General features: G+C 37.9%; 20 protein-coding genes. 15 read left to right on the forward strand and 5 right to left on the reverse strand.

Annotated elements, in window-relative coordinates; genetic code table 11:
- The first annotated feature begins 1 nt into the window (after nt 1).
- The gene (locus tag AC06G9_RS14655) at nt 2-1396 is read left to right on the forward strand and encodes a TrkH family potassium uptake protein (protein WP_480956572.1); all 1395 of its coding nucleotides are present in this window, start codon (nt 2-4) and stop codon (nt 1394-1396) included.
- A 3-nt stretch (nt 1397-1399) separates the two neighbouring features.
- A complete protein-coding gene (locus tag AC06G9_RS14660) occupies nt 1400-2083 on the forward strand; it encodes a potassium channel family protein (RefSeq protein ID WP_045752975.1) in 684 nt (227 codons plus the stop codon).
- 128 nt (nt 2084-2211) lie between these two features.
- On the opposite strand, the gene glmM is transcribed toward AC06G9_RS14660, so the two are convergent.
- Nucleotides 2212-3594 (reverse strand): phosphoglucosamine mutase, encoded by a 1383-nt coding sequence (gene glmM, locus AC06G9_RS14665; protein ID WP_045752976.1) that lies wholly within the window; start codon nt 3592-3594, stop codon nt 2212-2214.
- Nucleotides 3595-3799: 205 nt separating this feature from the next.
- On the opposite strand from glmM, the gene AC06G9_RS14670 reads away from it, so the two are divergent.
- Together AC06G9_RS14670 and AC06G9_RS14675 are read left to right on the forward strand one after the other, a co-directional pair.
- The gene (locus AC06G9_RS14670) at nt 3800-4384 is read left to right on the forward strand and encodes a phosphatase PAP2 family protein (RefSeq protein ID WP_045752977.1); all 585 of its coding nucleotides are present in this window, start codon (nt 3800-3802) and stop codon (nt 4382-4384) included.
- Nucleotides 4381-5202, forward strand: coding sequence for a ZIP family metal transporter (locus tag AC06G9_RS14675; protein ID WP_260948930.1), 822 nt, complete (start codon nt 4381-4383; stop codon nt 5200-5202). The genes AC06G9_RS14670 and AC06G9_RS14675 overlap by 4 nt, the downstream gene beginning before the upstream one ends.
- On the opposite strand, the gene AC06G9_RS14680 is transcribed toward AC06G9_RS14675, so the two are convergent.
- Nucleotides 5199-5675, reverse strand: coding sequence for a MarR family winged helix-turn-helix transcriptional regulator (locus AC06G9_RS14680; protein ID WP_045752979.1), 477 nt, complete (start codon nt 5673-5675; stop codon nt 5199-5201). The two genes, AC06G9_RS14675 and AC06G9_RS14680, sit on opposite strands and share 4 nt — an antisense overlap.
- 106 nt (nt 5676-5781) lie before the next feature.
- On the opposite strand from AC06G9_RS14680, the gene AC06G9_RS14685 reads away from it, so the two are divergent.
- From AC06G9_RS14685 to AC06G9_RS14700, 4 genes are all read left to right on the forward strand, one after another.
- The gene (locus AC06G9_RS14685) at nt 5782-6021 is read left to right on the forward strand and encodes a FeoA family protein (protein WP_045752980.1); all 240 of its coding nucleotides are present in this window, start codon (nt 5782-5784) and stop codon (nt 6019-6021) included.
- Nucleotides 6022-8121 (forward strand): ferrous iron transport protein B, encoded by a 2100-nt coding sequence (gene feoB / locus AC06G9_RS14690; RefSeq protein ID WP_480956573.1) that lies wholly within the window; start codon nt 6022-6024, stop codon nt 8119-8121.
- A 6-nt stretch (nt 8122-8127) separates the two neighbouring features.
- Nucleotides 8128-8289, forward strand: a complete 162-nt coding sequence (locus tag AC06G9_RS14695) for a FeoB-associated Cys-rich membrane protein (RefSeq protein ID WP_248753255.1) — start codon at nt 8128-8130, stop codon at nt 8287-8289.
- A 285-nt stretch (nt 8290-8574) separates the two neighbouring features.
- Nucleotides 8575-10002: an amino acid permease gene (locus AC06G9_RS14700; RefSeq protein WP_045752982.1), complete on the forward strand. Its 1428-nt coding sequence runs from the start codon at nt 8575-8577 to the stop codon at nt 10000-10002.
- A 141-nt stretch (nt 10003-10143) separates the two neighbouring features.
- Here the strand turns inward: AC06G9_RS14700 and AC06G9_RS14705 are convergent, their stop codons facing one another.
- A complete protein-coding gene (locus AC06G9_RS14705) occupies nt 10144-11001 on the reverse strand; it encodes an aminotransferase class IV (protein WP_045752983.1) in 858 nt (285 codons plus the stop codon).
- A 17-nt stretch (nt 11002-11018) separates the two neighbouring features.
- On the reverse strand, nt 11019-12062 hold the full coding sequence (locus AC06G9_RS14710; RefSeq protein WP_094772498.1) for an RluA family pseudouridine synthase: 1044 nt from the start codon (nt 12060-12062) through the stop codon (nt 11019-11021).
- A gap of 55 nt (nt 12063-12117) precedes the next feature.
- Here AC06G9_RS14710 and AC06G9_RS14715 point away from each other — a divergent pair, with 55 nt between their 5' ends.
- The 7 genes from AC06G9_RS14715 to ppk1 all read left to right on the forward strand — a co-directional run bounded on the left by AC06G9_RS14715 (nt 12118) and on the right by ppk1 (nt 23079).
- Nucleotides 12118-13023: a 1-aminocyclopropane-1-carboxylate deaminase/D-cysteine desulfhydrase gene (locus tag AC06G9_RS14715; protein WP_293927548.1), complete on the forward strand. Its 906-nt coding sequence runs from the start codon at nt 12118-12120 to the stop codon at nt 13021-13023.
- An 86-nt stretch (nt 13024-13109) separates the two neighbouring features.
- A complete protein-coding gene (locus AC06G9_RS14720; protein WP_480956574.1) occupies nt 13110-13565 on the forward strand; it encodes an NADPH-dependent FMN reductase in 456 nt (151 codons plus the stop codon).
- Entirely contained in the window at nt 13516-13674 is a 159-nt protein-coding gene (locus AC06G9_RS14725; RefSeq protein WP_480956575.1) for a hypothetical protein, read from the forward strand. Before AC06G9_RS14720 ends, AC06G9_RS14725 begins: the two co-directional genes overlap by 50 nt.
- A gap of 73 nt (nt 13675-13747) precedes the next feature.
- On the forward strand, nt 13748-14326 hold the full coding sequence (locus AC06G9_RS14730) for a DJ-1/PfpI family protein (protein WP_045756135.1): 579 nt from the start codon (nt 13748-13750) through the stop codon (nt 14324-14326).
- Between the two features lie 14 nt (nt 14327-14340).
- On the forward strand, nt 14341-14718 hold the full coding sequence (locus AC06G9_RS14735; protein ID WP_480956576.1) for a hypothetical protein: 378 nt from the start codon (nt 14341-14343) through the stop codon (nt 14716-14718).
- Nucleotides 14719-14942: 224 nt separating this feature from the next.
- A complete protein-coding gene (locus AC06G9_RS14740; RefSeq protein WP_480956577.1) occupies nt 14943-20879 on the forward strand; it encodes an alpha-2-macroglobulin family protein in 5937 nt (1978 codons plus the stop codon).
- 130 nt (nt 20880-21009) lie between these two features.
- Entirely contained in the window at nt 21010-23079 is a 2070-nt protein-coding gene (gene ppk1 / locus AC06G9_RS14745) for a polyphosphate kinase 1 (protein ID WP_434440562.1), read from the forward strand.
- A gap of 50 nt (nt 23080-23129) precedes the next feature.
- On the opposite strand, the gene guaB is transcribed toward ppk1, so the two are convergent.
- Complete coding sequence (gene guaB / locus AC06G9_RS14750) at nt 23130-24605, reverse strand: IMP dehydrogenase (protein WP_045753873.1); 1476 nt, start codon at nt 24603-24605, stop codon at nt 23130-23132.
- Nucleotides 24606-24615: the final 10 nt, after the last annotated feature.

Raw genomic sequence — 24615 nt, forward strand, 5'->3', positions numbered from 1 at the left:
AATGAAGCACTCTTATTTGAAACGATCCACTTTAACCCCTACCCAGCTTTTTATATTAAGTTTTATGATGTTAATCCTTGGTGGAACAATATTGTTAATGCTGCCCATTTCACTCAATAAGGATCTTTCTTTCATAGATGCCCTATTTACATCTACTAGCGCAATGTGTGTTACAGGACTAATTGTTGTGGACACCAGCAGTCATTTTACGCTATTTGGACAGATCATTATCTTGATGCTCATACAGGCTGGAGGATTGGGTATACTTACTTTTTCCAGTTATTTCAGTTTTTTTTTCAAAGGGGGTTCTTCTTATGAAAATCAATTAGCAACCAAAGACTTTATGAATGCCGAGCGAGTCGGAGAAGTATTTACGATGCTAAAACGAATATTATTGATCACCTTTATCGTGGAAGGAGTTGGAGCTCTATTGATTTATACAACATTGGATAGTACGCTGATACCACAATGGGAGCACCGTATTTTCTTTGCGGTATTTCACTCCATTTCATCTTTCTGCAATGCAGGCTTTTCGACATTACCATTGGGGATGATGGAAACTCCTTATCTCTATAACTATCCACTACAAGTAATTATAATCCTATTATTCGTATTTGGTGGTCTTGGGTTTCCGATCGTTATTAATGTAGTCAAATACTTAAAACATCTTCTTAACCGAATGATCATGTGGATCACAAAAAAACAAGATCATTACATTCCTCGGGTACTAACGATTAATAGTAAAGTGAATCTGATTACTACTTTTTTACTTATCGTAATTGGTACTTTAATTCTATATATTAAAGAATATGATCATGTACTAGCTGCACATCATGGAGTGGGCAAAATCGTAACGGCCCTTTTTACCGCAACGACTCCACGGACAGCTGGCTACAATTCCATTAATTTTCATGAGCTGTACTTTTCTTCCACCCTATTGATCATTTTGTTAATGTGGATCGGAGCTTCTCCAAATTCTACGGGAGGTGGTATCAAAACAAGTACCTTTGCATTGGCAATCTTTAACTTTATATCATTAGCAAAAGGCAGAGATAGAATTGAGGTATTTCAACGCGAAATATCAGAAAGAACTATTAGAAGAGCTTTTGCTGCCATGACGCTTTCTTTATTGGTCATTGGTATTGGCGTATTTCTAATTGCAACTTTCGATCCTAAACTGAATCTTTTAGATATTGCTTTTGAATGTTTTTCAGCTTATAGTACCGTCGGTCTAACTTTGGGGATCACAGCGGGGCTAAGTACAGCAAGTAAGTTGGTCATCATTACGATTATGTTTATCGGAAGAGTAACCATGCTGTCGATACTGGTATCAGTATTCAAAAAGATTAAATTTACAAATTACCGTTATCCAACGGAAGAAATGACTATTATATAATATATGAAATTTATCGTAATCGGATTAGGAAGTTTTGGCGCATCTCTAGCAGAGAAATTAACAATACAAGGCAATGAGGTCATGGGTGTTGACAACCGTATGGAAAAGGTCAATATGCTAAAAGATAAGATCACCAATACCATCTGTATTGATGCAACAGACGAAACTGCATTTACAAGTCTCCCGCTGAAAAATACGGATATAGTAATCGTGGCAATTGGGGAAAACGAAGGGGCTAATATAATGGTAACTGCACTATGTAAAAATCATTTTGTAAAACGCCTTATTAGTAGAGCGATCAATCCACTTCATGAAAAAGTTCTTACCGCTATTGGCGTTAGCGAAATTGTGCATCCAGAAGAAGAAACCGCCGAACGATGGGCAAAAAAATTATGTTTGAATGGACTTATCGAATCCTTTGAGCTGAATGCAAATTATAGTATCATTGAAGCGGTGGCGCCTAAAAAATATGTAGGTAGAAATATTTTGGAAATTGGATTTAGAGAAAAGTTCAGTATACTGGTCCTGACCATTATTAAGAAAACCGAACAAAAAAATATATTCGGAGAAAATAAAATGGTTTCCACTGTCTTACACGGTATACCAGATCCTAAAACAATCATTCAAGACGGTGATATATTGGCGTTATATGGAAACAACGAAGACCTCAAGAAATTCTTAAAATAAACGCTCCAAAAATAAAATAAACTCCTTCCCTTACTGTTTTAACGAATGTGGAAATAGTGGCATACACTAAAAGCAGAGAGCCTTTTTATGATCAATAAAAAGGCTCTCTGCTTTTAGTGTAAATTACTTTATTTAATGATTTCTTCGATCTCCGCTATGATTTTTTGAGCGATCGATTCTGCAGCCTCTGCTGTTGGGCCTTCAGAATAGATACGAATGATCGGCTCTGTATTGGATTTACGCAAATGCACCCACTCGTTCTCAAAATCTATTTTTAATCCATCAATCGTAGAGTGCTCTTCATGCTTATATTTTTCTTCCATTTTCGCCAAAAGACCATCAATATCCAATTCAGGAGTTAATGTAATCTTATTTTTCGACATGAAATACTGTGGTAATTCTGCTCGGTATTCAGATACTTTTTTACCCAATTTTGCTAAGTGTGTTAAAAAGATCGCTACACCTACTAGCGAATCGCGGCCATAGTGCGATGCAGGATAGATCACACCACCGTTGCCCTCTCCACCAATCACAGCATGTACTTCTTTCATCTTAGTCACGACATTTACCTCACCAACAGCAGCAGCAAAATATTGCCCACCATGTTTCACAGTGACATCACGCAACGCTCTTGTTGAAGATAAATTAGAAACTGTATTTCCTTTTGTATGTTGTAAAATATAGTCTGAGACAGCTACCAACGTGTATTCTTCTCCAAATAAATCACCGTCTTCCATCATAAATACCAAACGATCTACGTCTGGATCCACAGCAATACCCAGATCGGCACCATTTTCCAATACCGCTTTAGAAAGATCCGTCAGATTTTCTTTCAATGGCTCTGGATTATGCTGAAATTTTCCATCAGGCTCACAATGTATTTTATAGATAGTCTCCACACCCAGTGCTTCTAACAAAGCTGGGATAAACAGTCCACCTGTACTATTAACAGCATCTACCGCAATTTTAAAATGTGCGTTTTTCACAGCCTCCGCATCGACCAAATCCAATGCTAATACATCATCAATATGTTTTTGCATATAGCTGTTATCTTTAGTCACTTGACCAAGCTCTTCAAATCCTGCAAAATCAAAGTCTAAGCTTTCACCTAAAGCCAATACTTCCTTACCTTCTGCATCATTGATAAATTCTCCTTTTGCATTTAACAGTTTTAAAGCATTCCACTGACCAGGATTATGGGAAGCCGTTAAGATGATTCCTCCTCCTGCATTTTCTTTAGGAACAGCAATCTCTACTGTCGGAGTTGTCGAAAGACCCAAATCGATCACATCTACACCAATACTCTGTAAGGTACCGATAACCAAATTACTGACCATTTCACCAGAAACTCGTGCATCACGACCGACAACAATTTTGTTGATCCCAGTTTGATTCACGATGATTTTACCATATGCTGCGGTGAATTTCACGATATCGATAGGTGTCAACCCTTCTCCAGAACGACCACCAATGGTACCTCTAATACCAGATATTGATTTAATTAAAGTCATGTTAAATTACGTTTATTCTGTAAAAATAAAACAATAGTCCTAATATTTATAATAAAGCGTTTCCTTTTGTAAAATAATTATACTACTTTTGTTGCAACATTGTTTCTTTTACATATATATCGGCATCAAATTGAAATTATTTATACATTTGAATTCAGATCGCGACGAACTGTTATCAAAATAATTTCAATTTTAATACATCAACATGATTGACCAAATAGTACATATAGATCAAGAAATTTTTTTAGCCATCAATCAAGGATTAAGTAATCCGATTTTCGATTGGCTACTTCCTATTTTAAGAAATCCATATACTTGGGCACCTTTATACTTGTTTTTGGTTATTTTCTTCATCAAGACCTACGGTAAGACAGGTATCCTGATTGTCGTCATGACATTGGCTACATTTGGAGCATCGGATGCAGTATCATCCCATTTGATTAAAAAATCAATTAAGCGCGTAAGACCATGCAATGATATTGTATTTAAACAAGAGGTCAATATTCGGGTGAGATGTGGTTCAGGTTTTAGTTTCACGTCTTCACATGCGACCAATCATTTTGCTCTAGCATTTTTCTGGATCGTATTATTCAGAAGAAAATGGAAACATGCGATGTGGTTATGTATCACATGGGCGACATTAATTTCCATATCGCAGATTTATGTGGGTGTTCACTATCCATTTGATATTTTATGTGGAGCCATTTTAGGGATATTGATCGGTTTAGCAATGGGATATATCTTTAAAAAAATAAAACCAGAATTCTTTAATCCTGTAATAGCCAAATGAGCGCAATCATCTTAGTCAGTATTCTATTTTTCTCCGCATTAGCGAGTGGTTTGGCGGTCTTCTTTGTCAAAAGAAATAATACGAATTTACTTAAATTAATACTATCCTTTAGTGGTGCATATCTATTTGCAATCACCGTTTTGCACCTGATACCTCATGTATATCAGACACGTACTACGGATGCAGAAATATTAGGGATATATGTCTTAGGTGGTTTTTTGTTTCAACTCATCTTAGAGCAGTTTTCTCAAGGTATCGAGCATGGCCATTTGCATCATGAAGAAGGACATCATCATGCTTTCCCCATGGGCATTATGATCAGTTTATGTCTACATGCTTTCTTAGAAGGTATGCCATTGGCGGCAACTCATCAAACAGAGTTGGTTTTTGGTATCGCGATCCACCATATTCCAGCAGCATTCGCATTGGGGAGTTTGCTCATCAGCACACATCTTTCCAAAAGGAGTATTACGACACTTTTAATTGTTTTTGCGGCGATGACCCCACTGGGTTTCTCCTTCAGCAAAGCGATCAGTACAGGAGAAATTGGCAATATTCAACAGTATTTTGATAAAATCATGGCTGTCGTCATTGGTATATTTTTACATATATCAACAACGATATTATTTGAATCGGGATCTGCAGATCACCATAAATTCAATAAGAAGAAAATGATCGCTGTTTTTGTTGGAGTTGCAATAGCACTGATGAATTTTCTATTTGATGGACATGACCACAGTCATTCATCTGGCGATCATCCACAAGAAATAAACCATGATCATGATCACAGTCATGATCATGATGATCATCATCATTAAATATTTTTTATTTCAGGATCTGGGCTTCCTCTAAATTTATCTAAAAGTTCGTTCAATTGGAGACATTCCGATTCTGAAAGATGATTAGGCAATATATCATTCAAGAGCATATCTTGTTCCAATTCTTCCAAAACGTTGAGCCCAGCCTCTGTGATCAACAGATTGACAGCACGCTTATCGGCATTGGACTTACAGCGATCGACCAATCCTTTAATAACCAATCGATCTATCAATCTGGATATATCAGGCGTATTGGTCAACATCCTTGATTTTATCAAATTATTAGTAACAGGAGTCGGAAATTGCCCTCGTAATATCCGTAAGACGTTGAATTGACGTAATGTAATTTGCTTCTGTTCCGCCCGCTTCTCTAAAAGCGCAGTTACCCAGTTACTTGTGTACAATAGGTTAACAGTGGCGCGTTGCCACTCCGTACTAAATTTATTCACTTGTATGGCTTCATCAATTTTCATATTTTAAATATATCACATATTTATCATAAATGTATAAGAATTATATTAGAATCATTCTAAATCAGATTAAATTCTTATATTTGAAAATTACATATTCACAGAAATAATGCGCGATAAATCTAGTTTAGACAAGCTAAAAAAGGGACAAAGAGCGATCATAGTTGATTTGAATTCGAATGACATTCCCGCTAAGTTTTATGAAATGGGATTCCTCCCTGGGACCGAAATTGAAGTCAAACATATTGCCCCATTAAATGGTCCAATGTGTCTAAACATAATTGCTAGTAACTCATTGATTGCTATCAGAAAATCTGAAGCCAAGGTAATCATTATCGATCCAAAATAAATGAACAATCCTATTATTGCACTTTTGGGGAATCCGAATGTGGGTAAAACATCCCTGTTTAATCGTATTACAAAACTCAATCAGAAAGTTGGAAACTATCCTGGTATTACTGTTGAAAAACGCGAAGGCTCATTAACTGCGAACAACAAAACATATAAAATCATTGATTTACCGGGTACCTACACTTTATTTCCAAACTCGTTGGATGAAGAGGTAGTCTTTAATATTCTTGTCGATCAAAACAACAAATTAAAACCAAATTTAATCGTTGTCGTTGGAGAACCTTCCAATTTAAAAAGATCGATCATACTTTATCAACAAGCACGAGAACTGGGCCTACCTGCCATCTTCGTCATCAACATGATCGATGAGGCAAAGACAAAAGGAATTCAGATTGATATTGCTAAACTGGAACTATTGTTAAAAACTAAGGTTTTTCAGACCAATGCGCGAACCGGCGCAGGGATTGACAAACTGATCGCTGCTTTTGATGCTGTACCCCCATTATATATTGGCAATTTTGATATCCCTACCGAATACACTTTAGCGGTAGACGAAGCAAAAAAACTGTTTCCACTGGAAAACGAATACAGCACATGGCAATATTTAGCCAAAGGCAATGTAGAGTTTCTCTCGGATGAAAAAAATGCAGCATTAGCAAATATTAGAAAAAATCACAACGTCAGTCCACAAGTACTTCAAAAACAAGAATCTGTACAGCGAAACAAAAATCTGGAACAGGCTTTAAGTACCATCGTTTTAAAAGATCTAGATTCAAAAAGCGTAACCAATGGTATTGACAAAATTCTCCTACACCCGGTTTTGGGCTACCTGATTTTCTTTGGAGTCCTATTTTTGATCTTCCAGGGGATCTATAACTGGTCGGGTCCAGCGATGGATTTCATTGATACTCAATTTGCGGATTTGGCAGCATATGTACAGAGCACATTGCCTGCAGGACCTCTTCCTGATTTGCTGTCCAATGGTATTATTAAGGGTATCGGTGGGATTGTTATTTTTGTTCCTCAGATCGTCATCCTCTACATCTTTATCTCCCTAATGGAAGAAACAGGTTATATGAGCCGTGTCGTATTCTTGATGGATCGTTGGTTGAGACCTTTTGGACTAAACGGAAAATCTGTCATCCCTTTGATTTCAGGTGTTGCCTGTGCTGTGCCAGCAGTGATGTCTGCACGTAATATTGAAAACAGTAAAGAACGTTTGGTAACGATGCTTGTGACACCGTTTATGACCTGTTCTGCACGACTACCGATCTATATCGTGATCATTGGATTAGTGATCCCTGATACCAAATTTTTAGGTTTTAATATTCAGGGAATGATTCTTTTTGCGCTTTATATCTTAGGTATTTTAGCTGCATTGGGATCAGCATGGTTGCTCAATAAAATCATTAAAACAAAACATAAGTCATTTTTGATTTTTGAATTGCCGACCTATAAATTCCCGGATTGGAAGAATCTGTTCTTAAACGTTTGGGACAAATCATCCAGTTTTGTTTTTGGTGCCGGTAAAATTATTTTAGCCATTTCAGTCATCTTATGGGCGCTCGGAAGTTTTGGGCCTGGCGACAAATTTAAAAATGCAGAAGAGATCGTCACGCAAAATAACCCTAACCTATCCGATGAAGACCTCGATCATGAAATCTCCTCTTACAAAGTAGAACACTCCTATTTAGGTTATCTGGGCATGGTAATTGAGCCTATTGTAGAGCCATTGGGCTATGATTGGAAAATGGGAATTGGTCTGATATCGTCATTTGCAGCACGTGAGGTGTTTGTTGGGACCATGGCTACAGTGTATAGTATCGGTGATGATGCAGATATTGAAGACGACGCTTCTAAAAGAACCATATTAAGTAAAATGCGAGCTGAGGTAAACAGAAATACAGGCCTACCGGCATATAATCTTGCATCAGGAGTTTCCCTGTTACTATTTTACGCTTTCGCCATGCAATGTATGAGTACAATTGCAATTGTAAAAAAAGAAACCGCATCATGGAAATGGACCTTGATACAACTGGGTTTTATGACAGGCTTGGCTTATATCGCAGCTTTGATCGCCTATCAGGCATTAAAATAATATATTATGACAAATTTAATTATTCAATATATCATCGTTGGAGCAATTATTATTGCGGCAGTAATCTATTTTTCAAAATCCATGCGTGCTTCATTTAGTGGTAAGAAAAGCTGTGGAAAAGGTTGTGGTTGCGATATGAAGCAACCCGATGTTCAAGAAAAAAAATAATTCATAACGTCAATATTGCCTGGGTTTTACACCTTGCAATAAGATATTTGTCAATCAGCAAAAACCGTTGTTCATATCAGATGTCAACGGTTTTTGCATTCCATATGGTCTCCCTAACAACCCTACTTTTAGATCGGTACATCATCAATTTTGAATAATAATAGGCCATAATTGATCTGATCACGTGTCAACATACACACTTCATGTCTTATTATTTCTAGATAAATACTATATTAGCTTATCTAAAAATTAGCCCGTATATTCACTTTATAAAAAAACAAATACGTGGATCAAACTCCAAAAGAAAATAACGAATTAAAAAGAGGTCTCCAAAATCGACACATTCAACTGATCGCCTTAGGCGGTGCAATTGGAACGGGACTATTCCTAGGTATTGGTAAGGCTGCTATACTAGCCGGTCCTTCTGTCATCTTAGGTTATGCATTAGCAGGTATTATCGCATTTTTCATTATGCGTCAACTTGGTGAAATGGTTGTTGAAGAACCTGTCTCTGGAAGTTTTAGCTTTTTCGCCAATAAATATCTGGGATCATTTGCTGGATATGCTTCTGGCTGGAATTATTGGGTACTGTATATATTGGTCAGCATGGCTGAATTGACCGCTATAGGTGTATACATCCAATTTTGGTGGCCCGAAATACCACTCTGGACTTCTAGCCTATTCTTCTTCTTTATTATTAATGCGCTCAACCTCGCTTCTGTCAAGGTGTACGGAGAAGCCGAATTTTGGTTTTCCATCGTCAAAGTCATTGCCATCATTGCGATGATCGTATTCGGATCTTACCTACTGATCAGTGGTACAGGAAGCCCACAATCCTCGATCAGCAACTTGTATAATGATGGTGGCTTTTTTCCAAAAGGATGGCTATCTCAAAATAGTGAAGGTACCTATGAAGGACTACTGGCAGCAATAGCGTTGATCATGTTTTCATTTGGAGGTCTAGAATTAGTCGGTATAACCGCTGCAGAGGCTGAAAATCCAGAGAAGAATATTCCAAAAGCAACCAATCAGGTGATCTACAGGATTTTGATCTTTTATGTCGGAGCCCTGATTATCTTATTTGCACTATCGCCATGGCAACAGATCACTGCCGACACAAGCCCCTTTGTGACCGTATTTGACTCGTTAAAAAGTTTTCAATTTTCCATATTTGGAAAAACGGTGTATGCAACAAGTTTAATAGCCAATGTATTGAATTTAATTGTATTAACGGCTGCTTTATCTGTCTATAACAGCAGTGTTTACAGCAATAGTAGAATGCTTTATGGTTTAGCAAGTCAGGGAAATGCGCCAAAGTTTCTAAATAAGTTAAGTAAAAATCATGTTCCTGTCAATGCGATCCTTGTTTCAGCATTATTTGCCGCCATCTGCGTGGTGATCAATAAAATCATGCCGCAAGATGCTCTGGAAATTTTAATGTCATTAGTAGTATCCTCATTAATTATCAATTGGGTGATGATTACCATCACGCATTTTTACTTTAAGAAAGATAAAATACAGCGAAGCATCAAGACCAAATTTCCATCCTTTCTATATCCCCTTAGCAATTACATCTGCATCCTGTTTTTAATCGCAGTGCTTTTTATTATGTGGATCACAGGGATGAAAGTTCCGGTAGAATTGATCCCCATCTGGATGGTCCTTCTCTATTTCTCTTACCTCTTGGTCAAGAGAAATAAATCTAAAAAATAGTCTATTGTGATCTATCGCCGCCAATAGATGCGAGCACGATAAATAAAATAGCCATACCTTTAGATCCATAAAACAATTAAGCTCCTAAAATATAGATTATTTTAGGAGCTTAATTGTTTAAAAAACAGCTATTATATACTGCTATTCCGCATCATTATAATTCCAGCTTTGCAATTTATTTTGCAATATTCTGGATATCTTATTAAAATATCTTTTTTGCTTATATCCCATTACCCACTGTACACCTTGAACAGCATTCGTCAAGAAAATCTCTTCAGCTTCCTTCATGATCTGTGGACTTATTTGAGCCTCTACCACTTCTATCCCCTCATCTATCGCCATATCGATCACAACACGTCTCATCACCCCTTCAATACATCCTTCAGATAGAGCAGGCGTATAGAGCGTCTTCTCATAATGTACAAATATATTTGAACTCAGCGCTTCACAAAGAAATCCTTCTTGGTTCAACAACAGCACATCGTCAAAACCCATCTTTTTCTTGTGGATACCAGCTAAAACATAAATCTGAGAATTTAGGGATTTAATTTTCGATAAATCACTAAATGGTTTTTTATATTCCGTATATAAATCGACGATCAAGCCTACCTTTTTATCCTTTAGATTGGGCTCAGGTCTGGACACTTGAAAGACATAGGAAGGTTTATTCGTAGTGGGACTGTATAAACCACCACCATTCCGAAACACGGTCAAGCGGATACGAACGAGCTGACCGACCATATTATTTTTACGTATCAGTTCTTCAACTTTTGAGCGAAAGAAAAATTCATCAAACAGATTGGCATCTTCAAGATGCAAAGCCGTCATTCCTTTTTGTAATCTTTCCACATGAAAGTTTAAGAACCTAATTTCACCATCTTTAAACAGCATCGTTTCAAACAAGCCATCGCCATAACGTGCTGCTCTATTTTCGATAGAGAAAATTTCTTGTTCTTCTGGTACTATGTTACCGTTAAAATTGATATATGTTGTTGGCATCGTAAGTATACGTATTATTATTCCTCAGTTGGTTTTGATAAAGCTGCATAATTGCGCCATTTCTCTAATCCTAAACGAAAATCTTCTGGCAATGGTACTTCAAATTTAACATTTTCTTTCGTACTTGGATGCACAAATCCAATTACCTGTGCATGAAGAGCTTGACGAGGTAATATTTTAAAACAATTTTCTACAAACTGCTTATATTTTGTAAAGACTGTTCCTTTAATAATCTTGTCACCTCCATACATAGCATCGTTAAATAAAGGATGTCCAATCGACTGCATGTGTGCACGGATCTGGTGTGTTCTTCCAGTCTCCAATTGACATTCGATCAACGTCACATATCCCAAACGTTCCAGCACCCGATAATGAGTCACCGACCAGCGTCCGTTGGCTTCGTTATCATACATTGCCATGATACGTCTATCTTTTTGATGACGTCCGATATAGCCCGTTATAGTACCATCTTCTTTAATATCTCCCCAGACCAACGCGATATATTTTCGGGTGATGCTGTGATCAAAAAATTGTTTCGCTAGGTGCGTCATTGATTTTTCGTTCTTAGCGATCACCAATAATCCTGAAGTATCTTTATCGATCCGATGCACTAAGCCTGGACGATCCGAATTGCCGGGCAACTGTGGTAATTGTTGAATATGATGCGTTAAAGCATTGACCAATGTTCCAGTATAATTATTAAAACCAGGATGAACGACCATACCCGACTCTTTATTGACAATCAAAACATCATTATCTTCATGAATAATATCCAAAGGAATATCTTCTGGATAAACTTCGGTATCCCTTGGGGGATCTGGCAAGACTACAGTGATGACATCAAGCGGTCTCACTTTATAACTTGCCTTTACAGGCTTTTCGTTTACTAATACGGACTCCGCTTCAATAGCAGCCTGAATTTTATTTCGAGATGCATTCTCTACTCTATTCATCAGAAATTTATCGATGCGCAGTAACGCTTGTCCTTTATCTACCTCTATACGCAAATGCTCAAATAACTCTTGATCATCTTGCTCTTGTAACTCTAAATTTTCAGCCATCGTACAAAAATAACCTAATTCATACAAAATCTACTAACTTTGTACATAATAGTGTATGATATCTTTTAATTTTTATAGCCCCGAGCAGAAAATAAGCCTTCCAGACTGGCAAAAAAAGTCTATAGAGGTCAGCATAAAGCGCGATGATCTGATTCATCCCTTTATATCTGGTAATAAATGGCGAAAATTAAAGTTCAATATTCAGGCTGCATTAGCACAAAATAAAAATCATTTGGTCACCTTTGGAGGTGCATGGTCTAATCATATTTTGGCAACAGCTTGTGCAGGTGCCACCTTTGGTTTCAAAACAACAGCTTTCTTACGTGCCGATATTGGAATAAATAATCCAGTCCTTGCCATGTGCAGATTATTCGGGATGGAGCTCATCTATACCGATCGCTCCGATTATAAACACAAATCCGCACTTTTCGAGACACATTTCCATCAAGATCCCCAAGCTTATTTCATTGACGAAGGTGGACATGGTCCCCTTGGTTCACAGGGATGTGAAGAAATTGTATCTTCCCTACAGGACACCTACGATCATATCTTCTGTGCCTGCGGAACAGGAACAACAATTGCAGGCATTCAACATGCCGTATCCACAGCAGGCTTGCCAACACAGGTGCATGGCATTCCAGTTTTGAAAGGAGGAGATTTTATTCAAGATGAAATTCAAAAAATACATCCCCACGCCTCTCCCGTAACCTTACATACCGATTATCATTTTGGAGGATATGCAAAAACCAAACCGCAGCTGATCCAATTTGTTGAACACTTTGTCTCGCGTACAGGTATCATGATTGAACCTACGTATACCGGTAAACTTTTCTTTGCTCTCGATGATTTAATCGCACAAGATTATTTTAAAACAGATGACCGCATACTGGTCATCCACACGGGAGGTCTGACCGGTTTCTTAGGGATGTACGAACGCTTTAATCTTGATCTAGGTCAATAAATACATCATTTTAAACGTTTCAACATTGATTTGACAAAATCATAAAAATAATACTGTACGTTTGAACATCAAAATTTAACTATAGCATGAAAATATTAGCATTTGCTGCTAGTAATAGCAGAAATTCCATTAACAAAACATTTGTTACTTCAGTTTCCAAATACTACAAAGAAGTAGACGATGTCATCGATATTTTAGATTTAAATGATTACGAGATGCCCTTATATTCGATCGATAGGGAAATCGAATCTGGGATTCCGCAGTTAGCACTTGATTTTGCTGCTAAAATCGATGAAGCCGATTTCTTGCTCATATCAATAGCAGAATATAATGGATCCTATAATGTGGGCTATAAAAATATCATTGATTGGGTTTCACGCATTTCAGATCGCAAAACATTCAATGGCAAGCCTGTTTTTTTACTGGCTACCAGTCCTGGGCCGATGGGTGGATCTACTGTCCTGACCACAGCGGTTAATAGAATTGCATGGGATGGCGCAGAAGTACTTAGACTCCTTTTCATTACCTCATTTTGGAAGTAATTTTGAGGCCGGTAAAGGCGTGACCAATATCGAGTATAGAAGCAAATTGGAGGCTAAAGTACGAGCGACCAAACGTGCGCTTAAAGAGAAAGCAGCTTCTTTAGATTAATCAAAACTTAACAGAAAAAGTCATAGTCATCTGTGACTTTTTTTGTATCTTGGAAGTATTAAAATATAAATTTATGGCAAAGAAAATATTATTACTTGTCGGTGATTTCGTAGAAGACTACGAAGCGATGGTTCCTTTTCAGGCGATGGGTGCAGTGGGTATTCATGTCGATGCCGTTGCGCCAGATCGCAAAAAAGGTGATGTAGTACCTACTGCTGTCCATGATTTTACAGGAGATCAAACCTATAAAGAGTTGCGTGGACACAATTTTGCAATCAATAAAGATTTTGATGGGATACAATTGGAAGAATATGATGGTCTTTATATCGCGGGCGGTCGTTCGGCAGAGTATATCCGTTTAAACAAACGCGTCTTAGAAATAACGAAATATTTCTTTGACCACAATAAGCCAGTAGCTGCGATCTGTCACGGTATCCAAGTATTGACAGCAGCCAAAGTACTTCAAGGTCGTACACTGACAGCCTACGTCGCAGTAGGACCAGATATTGAACTGGCAGGAGGAACATGGAAAAATATCCCTGCAGATCAAGCCATCGTTGATGGCAATTTGGTTACTTCACCAGCGTGGCCAGGTCACCAAGCTATCCTAAAGGAGTTTTACAAACTATTAGGAATTACCATATCACTATAACTACATTCCGTTTAATGAAAAAAAATAAAAGGGTATGGTTAATCATCATACCCATTCTAGCAATCTTAGCATTTATGCTCAAGGATTCCTTTACACAAAAAAGAATTGAAGATCTTCCTGGTGATTTTAAGGAAGTGGCATTTGTCAGAAATGAGCAAAATAAAGGTGGCATCATTCGCATATATGCGATTTCAGTCGGTAATCCAGCGCAAGCAGACTATCAGGCATGTATTGATCTGCTCCCTGTAAACGATTATGGAAGTTCCACAACGGCTTACTTTTTTGATAAAAACGCCCCCTATCCTACTTCCCTTACGGTAGAGGCTCCACACTATGATGGAAAGCAGTTTCAAGCCATTCAGATCTCCAAAAAATCAGGAACAAATAAATAACAAACAACATGAGGATTTAAATTGAGTAATCCTCAGAAAGAAACTAAACAGCTCACGAGATGCCTCATACGCAGATCGGATCGTGAAATATCGACGAGTACTATTTCATCCAAAATTACTGGTATTGATATCCATGCAATTGTATTGTATATCCAAGTAAATTTATCTAAGTTTAAAGAGAATACAGATCGTATTCTCTTTTTTTATTTTCTATAGGCTTTATCATGAGAAAAATACTCCTTTTCATCCTCACATTATTGTGCATATCACACGCAGACGCACAAAAGAAACATAATCTATCACTACTCTGGAAGCAGATAGATAGTTTAGCTGACAATCAATTTTGGAAAGAAATATCCCCTATCCTGACTAAAATCGAAGCCGAGGCTGTGAAAAAAGATTGGTATGATGAGCAAGTAAAAGCTTTTTTATATCGCCAAAAGGTAAACATACAAACCTCAGATGATTCGGATATCAAGTTAAAAGTCATTCAAGAATTTGATCTCAAAATTAAACAGCTTAAGAATAAAACTGCGCAAGCTATTTTAACCATTCAACAAGCTCGTAATTATAACGATTATTTTATCACTAATTATTACAGCATCAATCAACGTACGGAAGTACAAGGCGGTACGAAAGAAGATTTTACTTTTTGGACAAGTAAACAATTTGAAGAGAAGATCAAATCTTTGTATAAAAATGCCCTAATAGAAAAAGACATGCTCTTGCAGGAGCCTAAAGGTAAATGGATCAAACTCATTGAGTCGCCAAATCCCTCTTACCTACCGACGCTATATGACATTGCTGTCTACGATTATATTGATCTACTGCAAGAAAATCAACCCTACCAAATTTCTTTATCTCGTAATAAAGCAGATCGCAATACCCAAAAAGTGGATAGCTTATACCAAGATCTAGTCAACATCCATGAAGGTAAAAATACGGATGCTTATCTATTCAATAAATACCAATTATTACGGAGGAAAAACACCCAAGATTCTTCTAGAGTACAGGTTTTAGAAAATTGGATCGCAACCTATAATCATACGGCACTTAAAGAAATCATGATCGTAGATAACATCAACATCTACAAAAATAAGGCAAATACCGTCGCAGTCAATCAGCAGCAACATATCGATATCTTATTAAAAAAGATAGAAACATACTTACCTCTTGCCGACAGTGTAAGCACAAAAGATTACCTCACCTCGATTCGTCAAAACATCTTTAAACCCGTTATCACACTCGAATCTAAAGCAACTACTACCGCAAATAAAGAAGCTTTGATGAAGGTCACACACCAGAACACCAATAAAATCTACTATAAAATAATACGTCCAAAAAATATTTTAGATCAATTTCAGTCGGACATACGTCGAGCTAATGACAGTACACTGTGGGACAATATCAACACCTTCATCCAGCATAATATCACCGTAAAAGAAGGCATTTTTGAAGTCAAAGATTTTAAAGATCAGGTAGGTCACGAAACAACTTTGCTGCTTCCAGCACTAGAAGCAGGTACTTATACCATTGTCTACGCCTCTTCTCCACTAGAAAAGGGCTATAACGCACAGGACTGCTACGGTTACTTAAAGTTAAATTACAGTAAGTATGCGATGCTGCAAGAGGATCAAATTGTACTGATCGTGGATCGCGAGACAGGTGCGCAGCAAGCAAATGCCTCTTTAAAATTTTACAACCTACGTCAAGATAAATTTGATCTACAAGTAGCTGAAAGCACGGACAAGAATGGTATTTTTAACAATAAAAACCAAAATAGAAATTTATTTTTAAGAATTAATGATGAACCGGTGTTCATTCCTTTCAATTCGTATTATTATCCGACAGTGAAGGACCATGAAGAGACCCGTTACGATGCAAAAGTATTCACCGACCGATCCATCTATAGACCTGGTCAGATTGTCTATTTCAAAACGATTGTATACAAGAATTACGACAAGACGAAATACGCCACTACACCAGACAAACGCATCATCGTAGGACTTTACGATACCAACAATCAACGTGTTGACGAAAAGACACTGGTTACCAATGAATTTGGTTCAGTAGCAGGTTCCTTTGTCCTAAACACAGGAAATATCACCGGTCAATATGATATCCGAATTACAGGCGATGGGATCAATCAAAACTATAACTTCAGCGTGGAGGAGTACAAACGTCCAAAATTTGAAGTAACTTTTGACGAGTTTAAAGATAAAAAATCATTGGGCGACTCCATATCCATCACAGGAAAGGCGAAAACTTTTAGCGGAGTTGCAGTATCCAATGCTACTGTTGCTTATTCCATCAACAAAATAGAAAATAGAATGAGACCTTATGATGTTTACGATCGAATAATAAACCGTACGCTGAGTGAGATCATCCAAGTCGATACCATAAAAACGGATAATGAAGGAAACTTTAAGATTAATTTTAAAAGTGAGATACCCGAAGAGTTTGACAGTAAGTTGAGATATACACAATCCTTCCATATCGAAGCTTCCATTATGGATGCTAGTGGTGAAACCAACGAAAGTACAACCAGCCTAACGATTGGAAATATTCCCTTTACACTTTTGATAGATGGTCCTGAGCAAAGTGATGCTCGTGCTCTGGATTCGATCACCATCACTGCACTTAATCTATCTGGACAAAAAGTTCCAGCATCGGGTAAATTTATGCTGAAAAAAAGAATAGAAAACCCACGTCTTATCGTGTCGCCATCATTTTATATCACGCATGATTTTAGTTACTACAATAGTATACCTGAGAACGAATTTCTAGCAAAATTTCCATATGAACCCTATGGTAGCGAATATAAAAAGGAAGACAGCTATACCGTTGTTTATGAAACGGAGTTTGATCTCGCAAGATCCAATAAGATCAAACTTCCTAATCAGACTGATCTAGTCGGTAAATATAAATTGGAGGCAATTTCAATTGTTGCTGAAGATACGATCCGCAGTGAACGTTTTATGGAAATTACCAACGATAACCTGCAGTCAGATGAAAAATCTCCGTTGATGGTTGCAGCTGATAAGCCGAATTATCAAATCTCAGATCTGGCTAAAATAACGCTCAAGACGGATTTTGATTTCCTGCAGCTGAACATGACTTCTTCCGAAGATGAACAAATAGACTTTAAAGTCATTTCAAAAACGAAAACAAGTTTTCAAATTAAGATCCCTAAAACAAATAAGAATAGCTTGATTTTAAATTTCACAGGACTTAAAAATGGTCAGCTCTTCAGCAAAACTGTTGTATTGCCTGTAAAGCAAGATATCCCTGCGCTTGTCATTGAAACAAAGACCTTTAGAAACAAACTCTATCCCGGACAAAAAGAGACTTGGGAATTGGTCATTAAAGGAAAAAAAGGCGAGCAGATTGCTTCGGAACTGTTGGTCAATATGTACGATGCATCCCTGGATAAGCTTAAAGATGTGACAAGCAATGATTTTTCATTTTATCTGAACCCCTATTCTTATCCATCCTATCGAGGTTGGTCGTATTACAATAATCTGAGTAGAAGTACTGCAATCCAAAATTTTGCAGAGTTTAATTTTAGTACGGCATTGGATTACGATCGATTTAAGAATTTTGGATTCAATATCAATAACGATGATTTTAGCCGTACCAGACGCATGTCCTCTACAGGATCGATTATGATCAGAGGAGCATTATCTAACAAAGCAATGGGCATCGTGCCAGAAGCTAAAATGCGTGCCGATAAGGCCATCACACAGAGTGCCGACCAATCGGATGCAGCATCTCCTTTGCTGGAAGAAGTAGTGGTAGTAGCAGCAGGCGGTCAACAGCAGATCAATACAAATAAAGACGAAAACCCCATTCAGATCCGTAAAAATCTACAGGAGACTGTATTTTTCTTACCTCAACTTCGCACAGATAAAGATGGACATGCTGCATTCAGCTTTGATTCTCCAGAAAGTTTAACCCGTTGGAAGTTTACGGCAATCGCGCACAGTAAAGAACTGGCTATCGGCAACTATACAGATTTTGTCGAAACACAAAAAGATCTGATGATCGTACCCAATATGCCCCGATTCTTCAGAGAAGCCGATCAGATAACAATCAAAGCTCAAGTCAATAACTTATCTACACATGATTTAAAAACATCCGTTACCCTAGAACTGTTTGATGCCATGACGATGACTCCATTAACGGTAAAAATACCCGTAAAACAAATTATGGTCACCGCCAAAGGAAGTGAGCGTACCAGTTGGGAAATAACGGTTCCTAAAAATATGGAAGCAATCACCTATCGTATCGTGGCACAAGGCGGTAATTTCTCTGATGGTGAAGAGTCGACTATCCCGGTTTTAAAAAACAGCATGCTGGTTACAGAAACACTTCCTATAGCTGTCAGAGAAGGGCAGTCGAAGTCATTTGAAATGAAAAATTTACAACATACTTCGACCACAGCCCAACCCTATCGCTATACATTGGAGTTAACCAGCAATCCGATCTACCATGCCTTATTTGCTCTACCCTATGTCAATGAATACCCATATGAATCATCGGAATCTATTTTTAGCAAATTCTATCTCAACTCATTTTCTGCCCATCTGGTCAATCAGCATCCAAAAATAAAGCTTGTGTTTGACCGATGGAAAGATCAGCAGCAGCTGCAATCAAAATTACGCATCAATGAAGAATTGAAAGCGATCCTGATCCAAGAAACACCTTGGTTACAAGAAGCAATTAATGAAGAAGAAACCATGAAGAATATTGCGCTTCTGTTTGATCAAAATACGCTTAAAAACACCTTGACTACCGATATAGCCAAACTGGCGGCCTTACAGTCAGCACGCGGTGGTTTTTCATGGTACCCCGGAGGCAATGAAAGTTTCCACATCTCGACCTATATTCTTAATGGGATCAATAAATTGCATGCCAAAGGAATCATTGCCGAATTTGATTTAACAAATACTGTTAAACCGATTATGACAAAAGGCATCGCATTTTTAGACAATGAGATTTTATATCATTGGTCTCGTTACCAGCAAGACAATAAGCTGAAACCGAGTATTGATCAAGGTATCGAATATCTACTGGTCAGAAGCAGCTCTCCTGCTGTGGAGAAAAATGCACCATTGGAAGCAGCTATTGCCTATTTTATAAAGGAGATCGATAAGGACAAGCTTAACTATAGTATAGCTACACAAGCCAAAGTAGCCCTAATTTTAAACCGCTACAACTTAAAAGAATCCGCTGCACTGGTCATCAAACAATTGCAACAAAAATCTGTTGAATCAGTCGAAAAAGGCATGTACTGGAATCAAAATCAGGCCGGCTGGTCTTGGTACGAAGCACCAATCGAGACACAGTCCCAATTGATACAAGCGTTTGACGAAGTAAGCCAAGATAAAAAAGCCATTGAAAACATGAAGATCTGGCTGATCAAAAATAAGCAAGTACGTCACTGGAATTCAACCAAAGCGACGGTTGCAGCTGTTGATGCCTTAATCAACTATGGTGAAAACTGGTTAGATGCTCCAGAAGCAATGACGATAAAAGTAGCAGGAAAGCCATTAGATAACATTCAGATATCAAAACAGATTGGTTCTGGTTATATAAAAGAAAGTTGGCTGAAAAAAGAAATTAAACCAGCACTTGGTCACGTAGAGATTTCAAAAACAAGTCCAGGTATTGCACTGGGAGGTTTATATTATCAGTATTTTGAGCAATTAGATCAGATACAGTCCGCCTCTTCCACCATTAACTTACAAAAAGATTTATATCTCAAGAAAATTGTACAGTTGAAAGAAGTACTCGTACCCATAACAGCTGCAACACCCATTCAACTGGGAGATATTGTCAAAGTACGTATTACGATAAAGACCGATAGAAGTCTGTCATTCATCCATCTAAAAGATATGCGCGCATCCGGATTTGAACCCACCAATGTCACGTCAACCTATCAATACAAACAAGGTTTTGGTTATTATGAAAGCACAAAAGATGCCGCAACGAATTTCTTTATCGACTATTTACCACAGGGAAGCTATGTATTTGAATACGAATTGAGAGCAAATAATGCGGGTATATTTTCAAATGGAATCACCAGTATCCAAAATCTATATGCACCAGAAATGTCATCCCATTCAACGGGAATTCAGGTCCGTATAACAGATCAATAGACCCATTAATAGTATTAAAGAGTTGTTACTACACGTAGATTTAACAATTATTTAATACTATTAAAATACTACATTAATTAAGTAAATTTACATTTGAGGCTAATCGAATAAAAAGAAGTATTAAAAAAATATGGCAAGAAAATTCATTCCTAGAGATGTAAGCTGGTTAAGTTTTAATAGCAGAGTGCTACAAGAAGCTGCTGATGAAACAGTCCCTCTACCTTCGAAAATCAAATTCTTAGGAATCTTTTCCAATAACCTGGACGAATTTTTTAGAGTACGCATACCGGGCTTAAAACGCGCAATCGATATCAAAGACAAGGAAGCGAACACCTCCTTTTTTGAAGATCCACAGATCATACTCGATGAGGTCAATACCATTGTCATTAAACAGCAGAAAAAATTTGATAATTTTTGGGCGTTGATACAAAAAGAAATGGCACAACAGCATGTTTACATCAAAGATGCCAGCCAACTCAACCTCAAACAGGAAGAATTTGTTCGTAACTTTTACTCGGAAGAAGTCGAATCTAACGTCATCCCATTATTGCTGGATGATAGCCGCCCTATGCCCTATCTTCGAGATAAAAGTCTTTATCTGGGTATCTCCATGCGCAAACGAGAATGGGAATATGAAACAAAATTTGCAATTATCGAAATCCCGACGACCTTAAACGGGCGTTTTGTAATCCTGCCTGCATCGGCAAAGGAAAAACATATTATCTTATTAGAGGATATCATCAAATTCAATCTTCCCTATATCTTTTCTTATTTTGGATTCGATGAATTTCATGCACATGTCTTTAAAATCACTAAAGATGCAGAGTTTGACCTAGACAATGATATCAATACCACACTGGCTGAAAAAATATCCAAAGGCATCAAAAATAGGAGAAAAGGTAAAACGACCCGCTTTATTTTTGATAAAGAAATGGATCCAAAGCTGGTGGAATTTTTAATCAAGAAATTACAGTTAACAAAAAAAGATAATATTATACCGGGTCAGAAAATTCATAATTTCAAACATTTTATGGACTTTCCAAATGTTTTTAAGCAACCCAACCTGCCCATTACAAATCCTGGATTTACACATCCTCAACTGAACAAAACACAGCGGATTACAGATATTATCATCAAAAAAGATATCTTGCTTTCGTTTCCATACCATACTTTCCGCCCCGTGATCGATCTACTGCGCGAGGCAGCAATGGATCCAGATGTCAAGACCATTCAAATCACTGCCTATCGACTTGCCTCCAATAGTAAAATCGTCAACGCACTGATCAATGCCGCTAGAAATGGTAAAGACGTCACCGTTATGCTTGAACTTCAAGCACGGTTTGACGAAGAGAACAATCTGTATTGGAAAGAAAAACTAGAACTTGAAGGTATTCGAGTTTTAACAGGTGTTCCTAATAAAAAGGTACATGCCAAACTCTGTATCATTAAAAAGAGAGTAGGTGCCAAAACGATTCAATATGGTTTTGTAAGTACGGGCAACATTAATGAAAAGACAGCCAAGCTCTATGGCGATTACTGTTTACTGACCAGCAATAGAAGCGTCATGGCAGATATTAACAAAGTCTTTCATTTCCTAAAAAAACCAAAAAGCAATCCCGCTGAGGTCATTAAAAATTGCAATAGCCTGCTCATCTGTCCGACAGATATGCGCAATGGAATCATTCACTATATCGATAAAGAAATCGAGGAAGTGAAAGCGGGACGAAAAGCACGTATCATCTTAAAAGTAAATTCGCTCAGCGACCGTATTCTGATCAAAAAATTATACGATGCTGCAGAAGCTGGGGTACAGATTGATCTGATCGTACGAGGGATTTACTGCGCAACCAATCAGACAAAATTTAAAAAACCAATCAACGCGATCAGTATTGTTGACGAATTTTTAGAGCATGCTCGGGTCATGTATTTCTATGCCGCGGGCAAAGAAGTGACCTATATCTCTTCGGCAGATTGGATGACTAGAAATTTGGATCACCGCATAGAAGCAGCCGTCAAAATCAGCAGTAAAAAAATCAGGGATGAAATCAAAGATATGTTGCAGATCCAGCTGCGTGATAATGTAAAGGCCCGTATTTTAAACAATGAACTGAACAACCGATACGTTACAAATGACAAGGAACCTTGTCGTTCACAAATTGAAATCTATAACTACCTGAGAAGAAAAACAGATGAAGTATAAACAAAAAAAGGTCAGCTTATATTTGCTGACCTTTTTTTGTTTATTCGGTATTAACCTCTACTGTTGTAGTTAGGAGCTTCTTTTGTAATCGAAATATTATGTGGATGCGATTCGCGCAATCCCGCACCTGTGATACGTACAAATTGTGCTTCTTGCAACTTCGAGATAGTTGCAGCTCCACAGTAGCCCATTGAAGCCTTCAATCCGCCCATGTATTGGTATACCACCTCAGCTAAGGTTCCTTTGTATGGAACTCGACCAACGATACCTTCTGGAACTAATTTCTTGATATCATCTTCAACATCTTGGAAGTAACGATCTTTAGATCCTTTTTCCATGGCCTCGATAGATCCCATCCCGCGGTATGACTTAAATTTACGTCCTTCATAAATGATCGTCTCTCCCGGAGCTTCTTCCACTCCTGCAAATAATGAACCAGCCATGATGGTATAAGCGCCAGCAGCAATTGCTTTAGCGATATCACCAGTTTGTTTGATACCACCATCTGCGATCAAAGGAACTCCAGTGCCTTTTAGTGCCTGTGCTACTTCATAGATCGCGTACAGTTGAGGTACACCAACACCTGCGATGATACGTGTGGTACAGATTGATCCAGGTCCGATACCAACTTTTACCGCGTCTGCACCCGCTTCAGCTAACGCTGTTGCAGCTGCACCAGTAGCAATATTTCCAACGATTACCTGTAGATCAGGGAATGTTGCCTTTACCAATTTCAATTTATCGATAACACCTTTTGAGTGACCATGAGCAGTATCTATCGTAATTACGTCCACACCAGCCTTTACTAAAGCTTCTACACGATCTAATGTATCAGGAGTGACTCCAACTGCCCCACCGACTAATAAACGTCCGTGCGTATCTTTAGCAGCATTAGGATAATGCTTGTATTTTTGAATATCTTTAAAAGTAATCAACCCTTTCAGGATACCTTCATGATTCACAACTGGAAGTTTTTCGATTTTATGGTCTTGCAAGATCTCTTCTGCTCTTACTAGATCGGTACCCTCAGGAGCGGTTACCAGATTATCTTTCGTCATCAATGAGGCGATCGGCTGACTCATGACTTTTTGGAAACGTAAGTCACGATTAGTCACGATTCCAACTAACCTACCCTCAACATCGATTACCGGAATACCACCAATTTTATGATCTTTCATAATTTTGAAAGCATCACCCACTGTTGCTGTTTCCAATAACGTAACCGGATCTTGGATCATGCCGCTTTCCGAACGCTTTACTTTACGTACTTCTGCCGCCTGCTCTGCGATCGTCATGTTTTTATGCAACATACCAATACCGCCCGCTTGTGCAATCGCAATCGCTAGATCAGCACCCGTCACCGTATCCATTGCCGCAGAAACTAATGGAATATTTAATTTGATTTTTTTTGTCAAGAAAGTACTTGTATCGACATCACGTGGTAAAACTTCAGAATAAGCTGGAATTAATAATACGTCGTCGTAGGTAAGTCCTTCTGCTACGAATTTTTGTGGATCTAATTGCATGGCAAATATG

Source organism: Sphingobacterium sp. MAE (assembly GCF_056711605.1).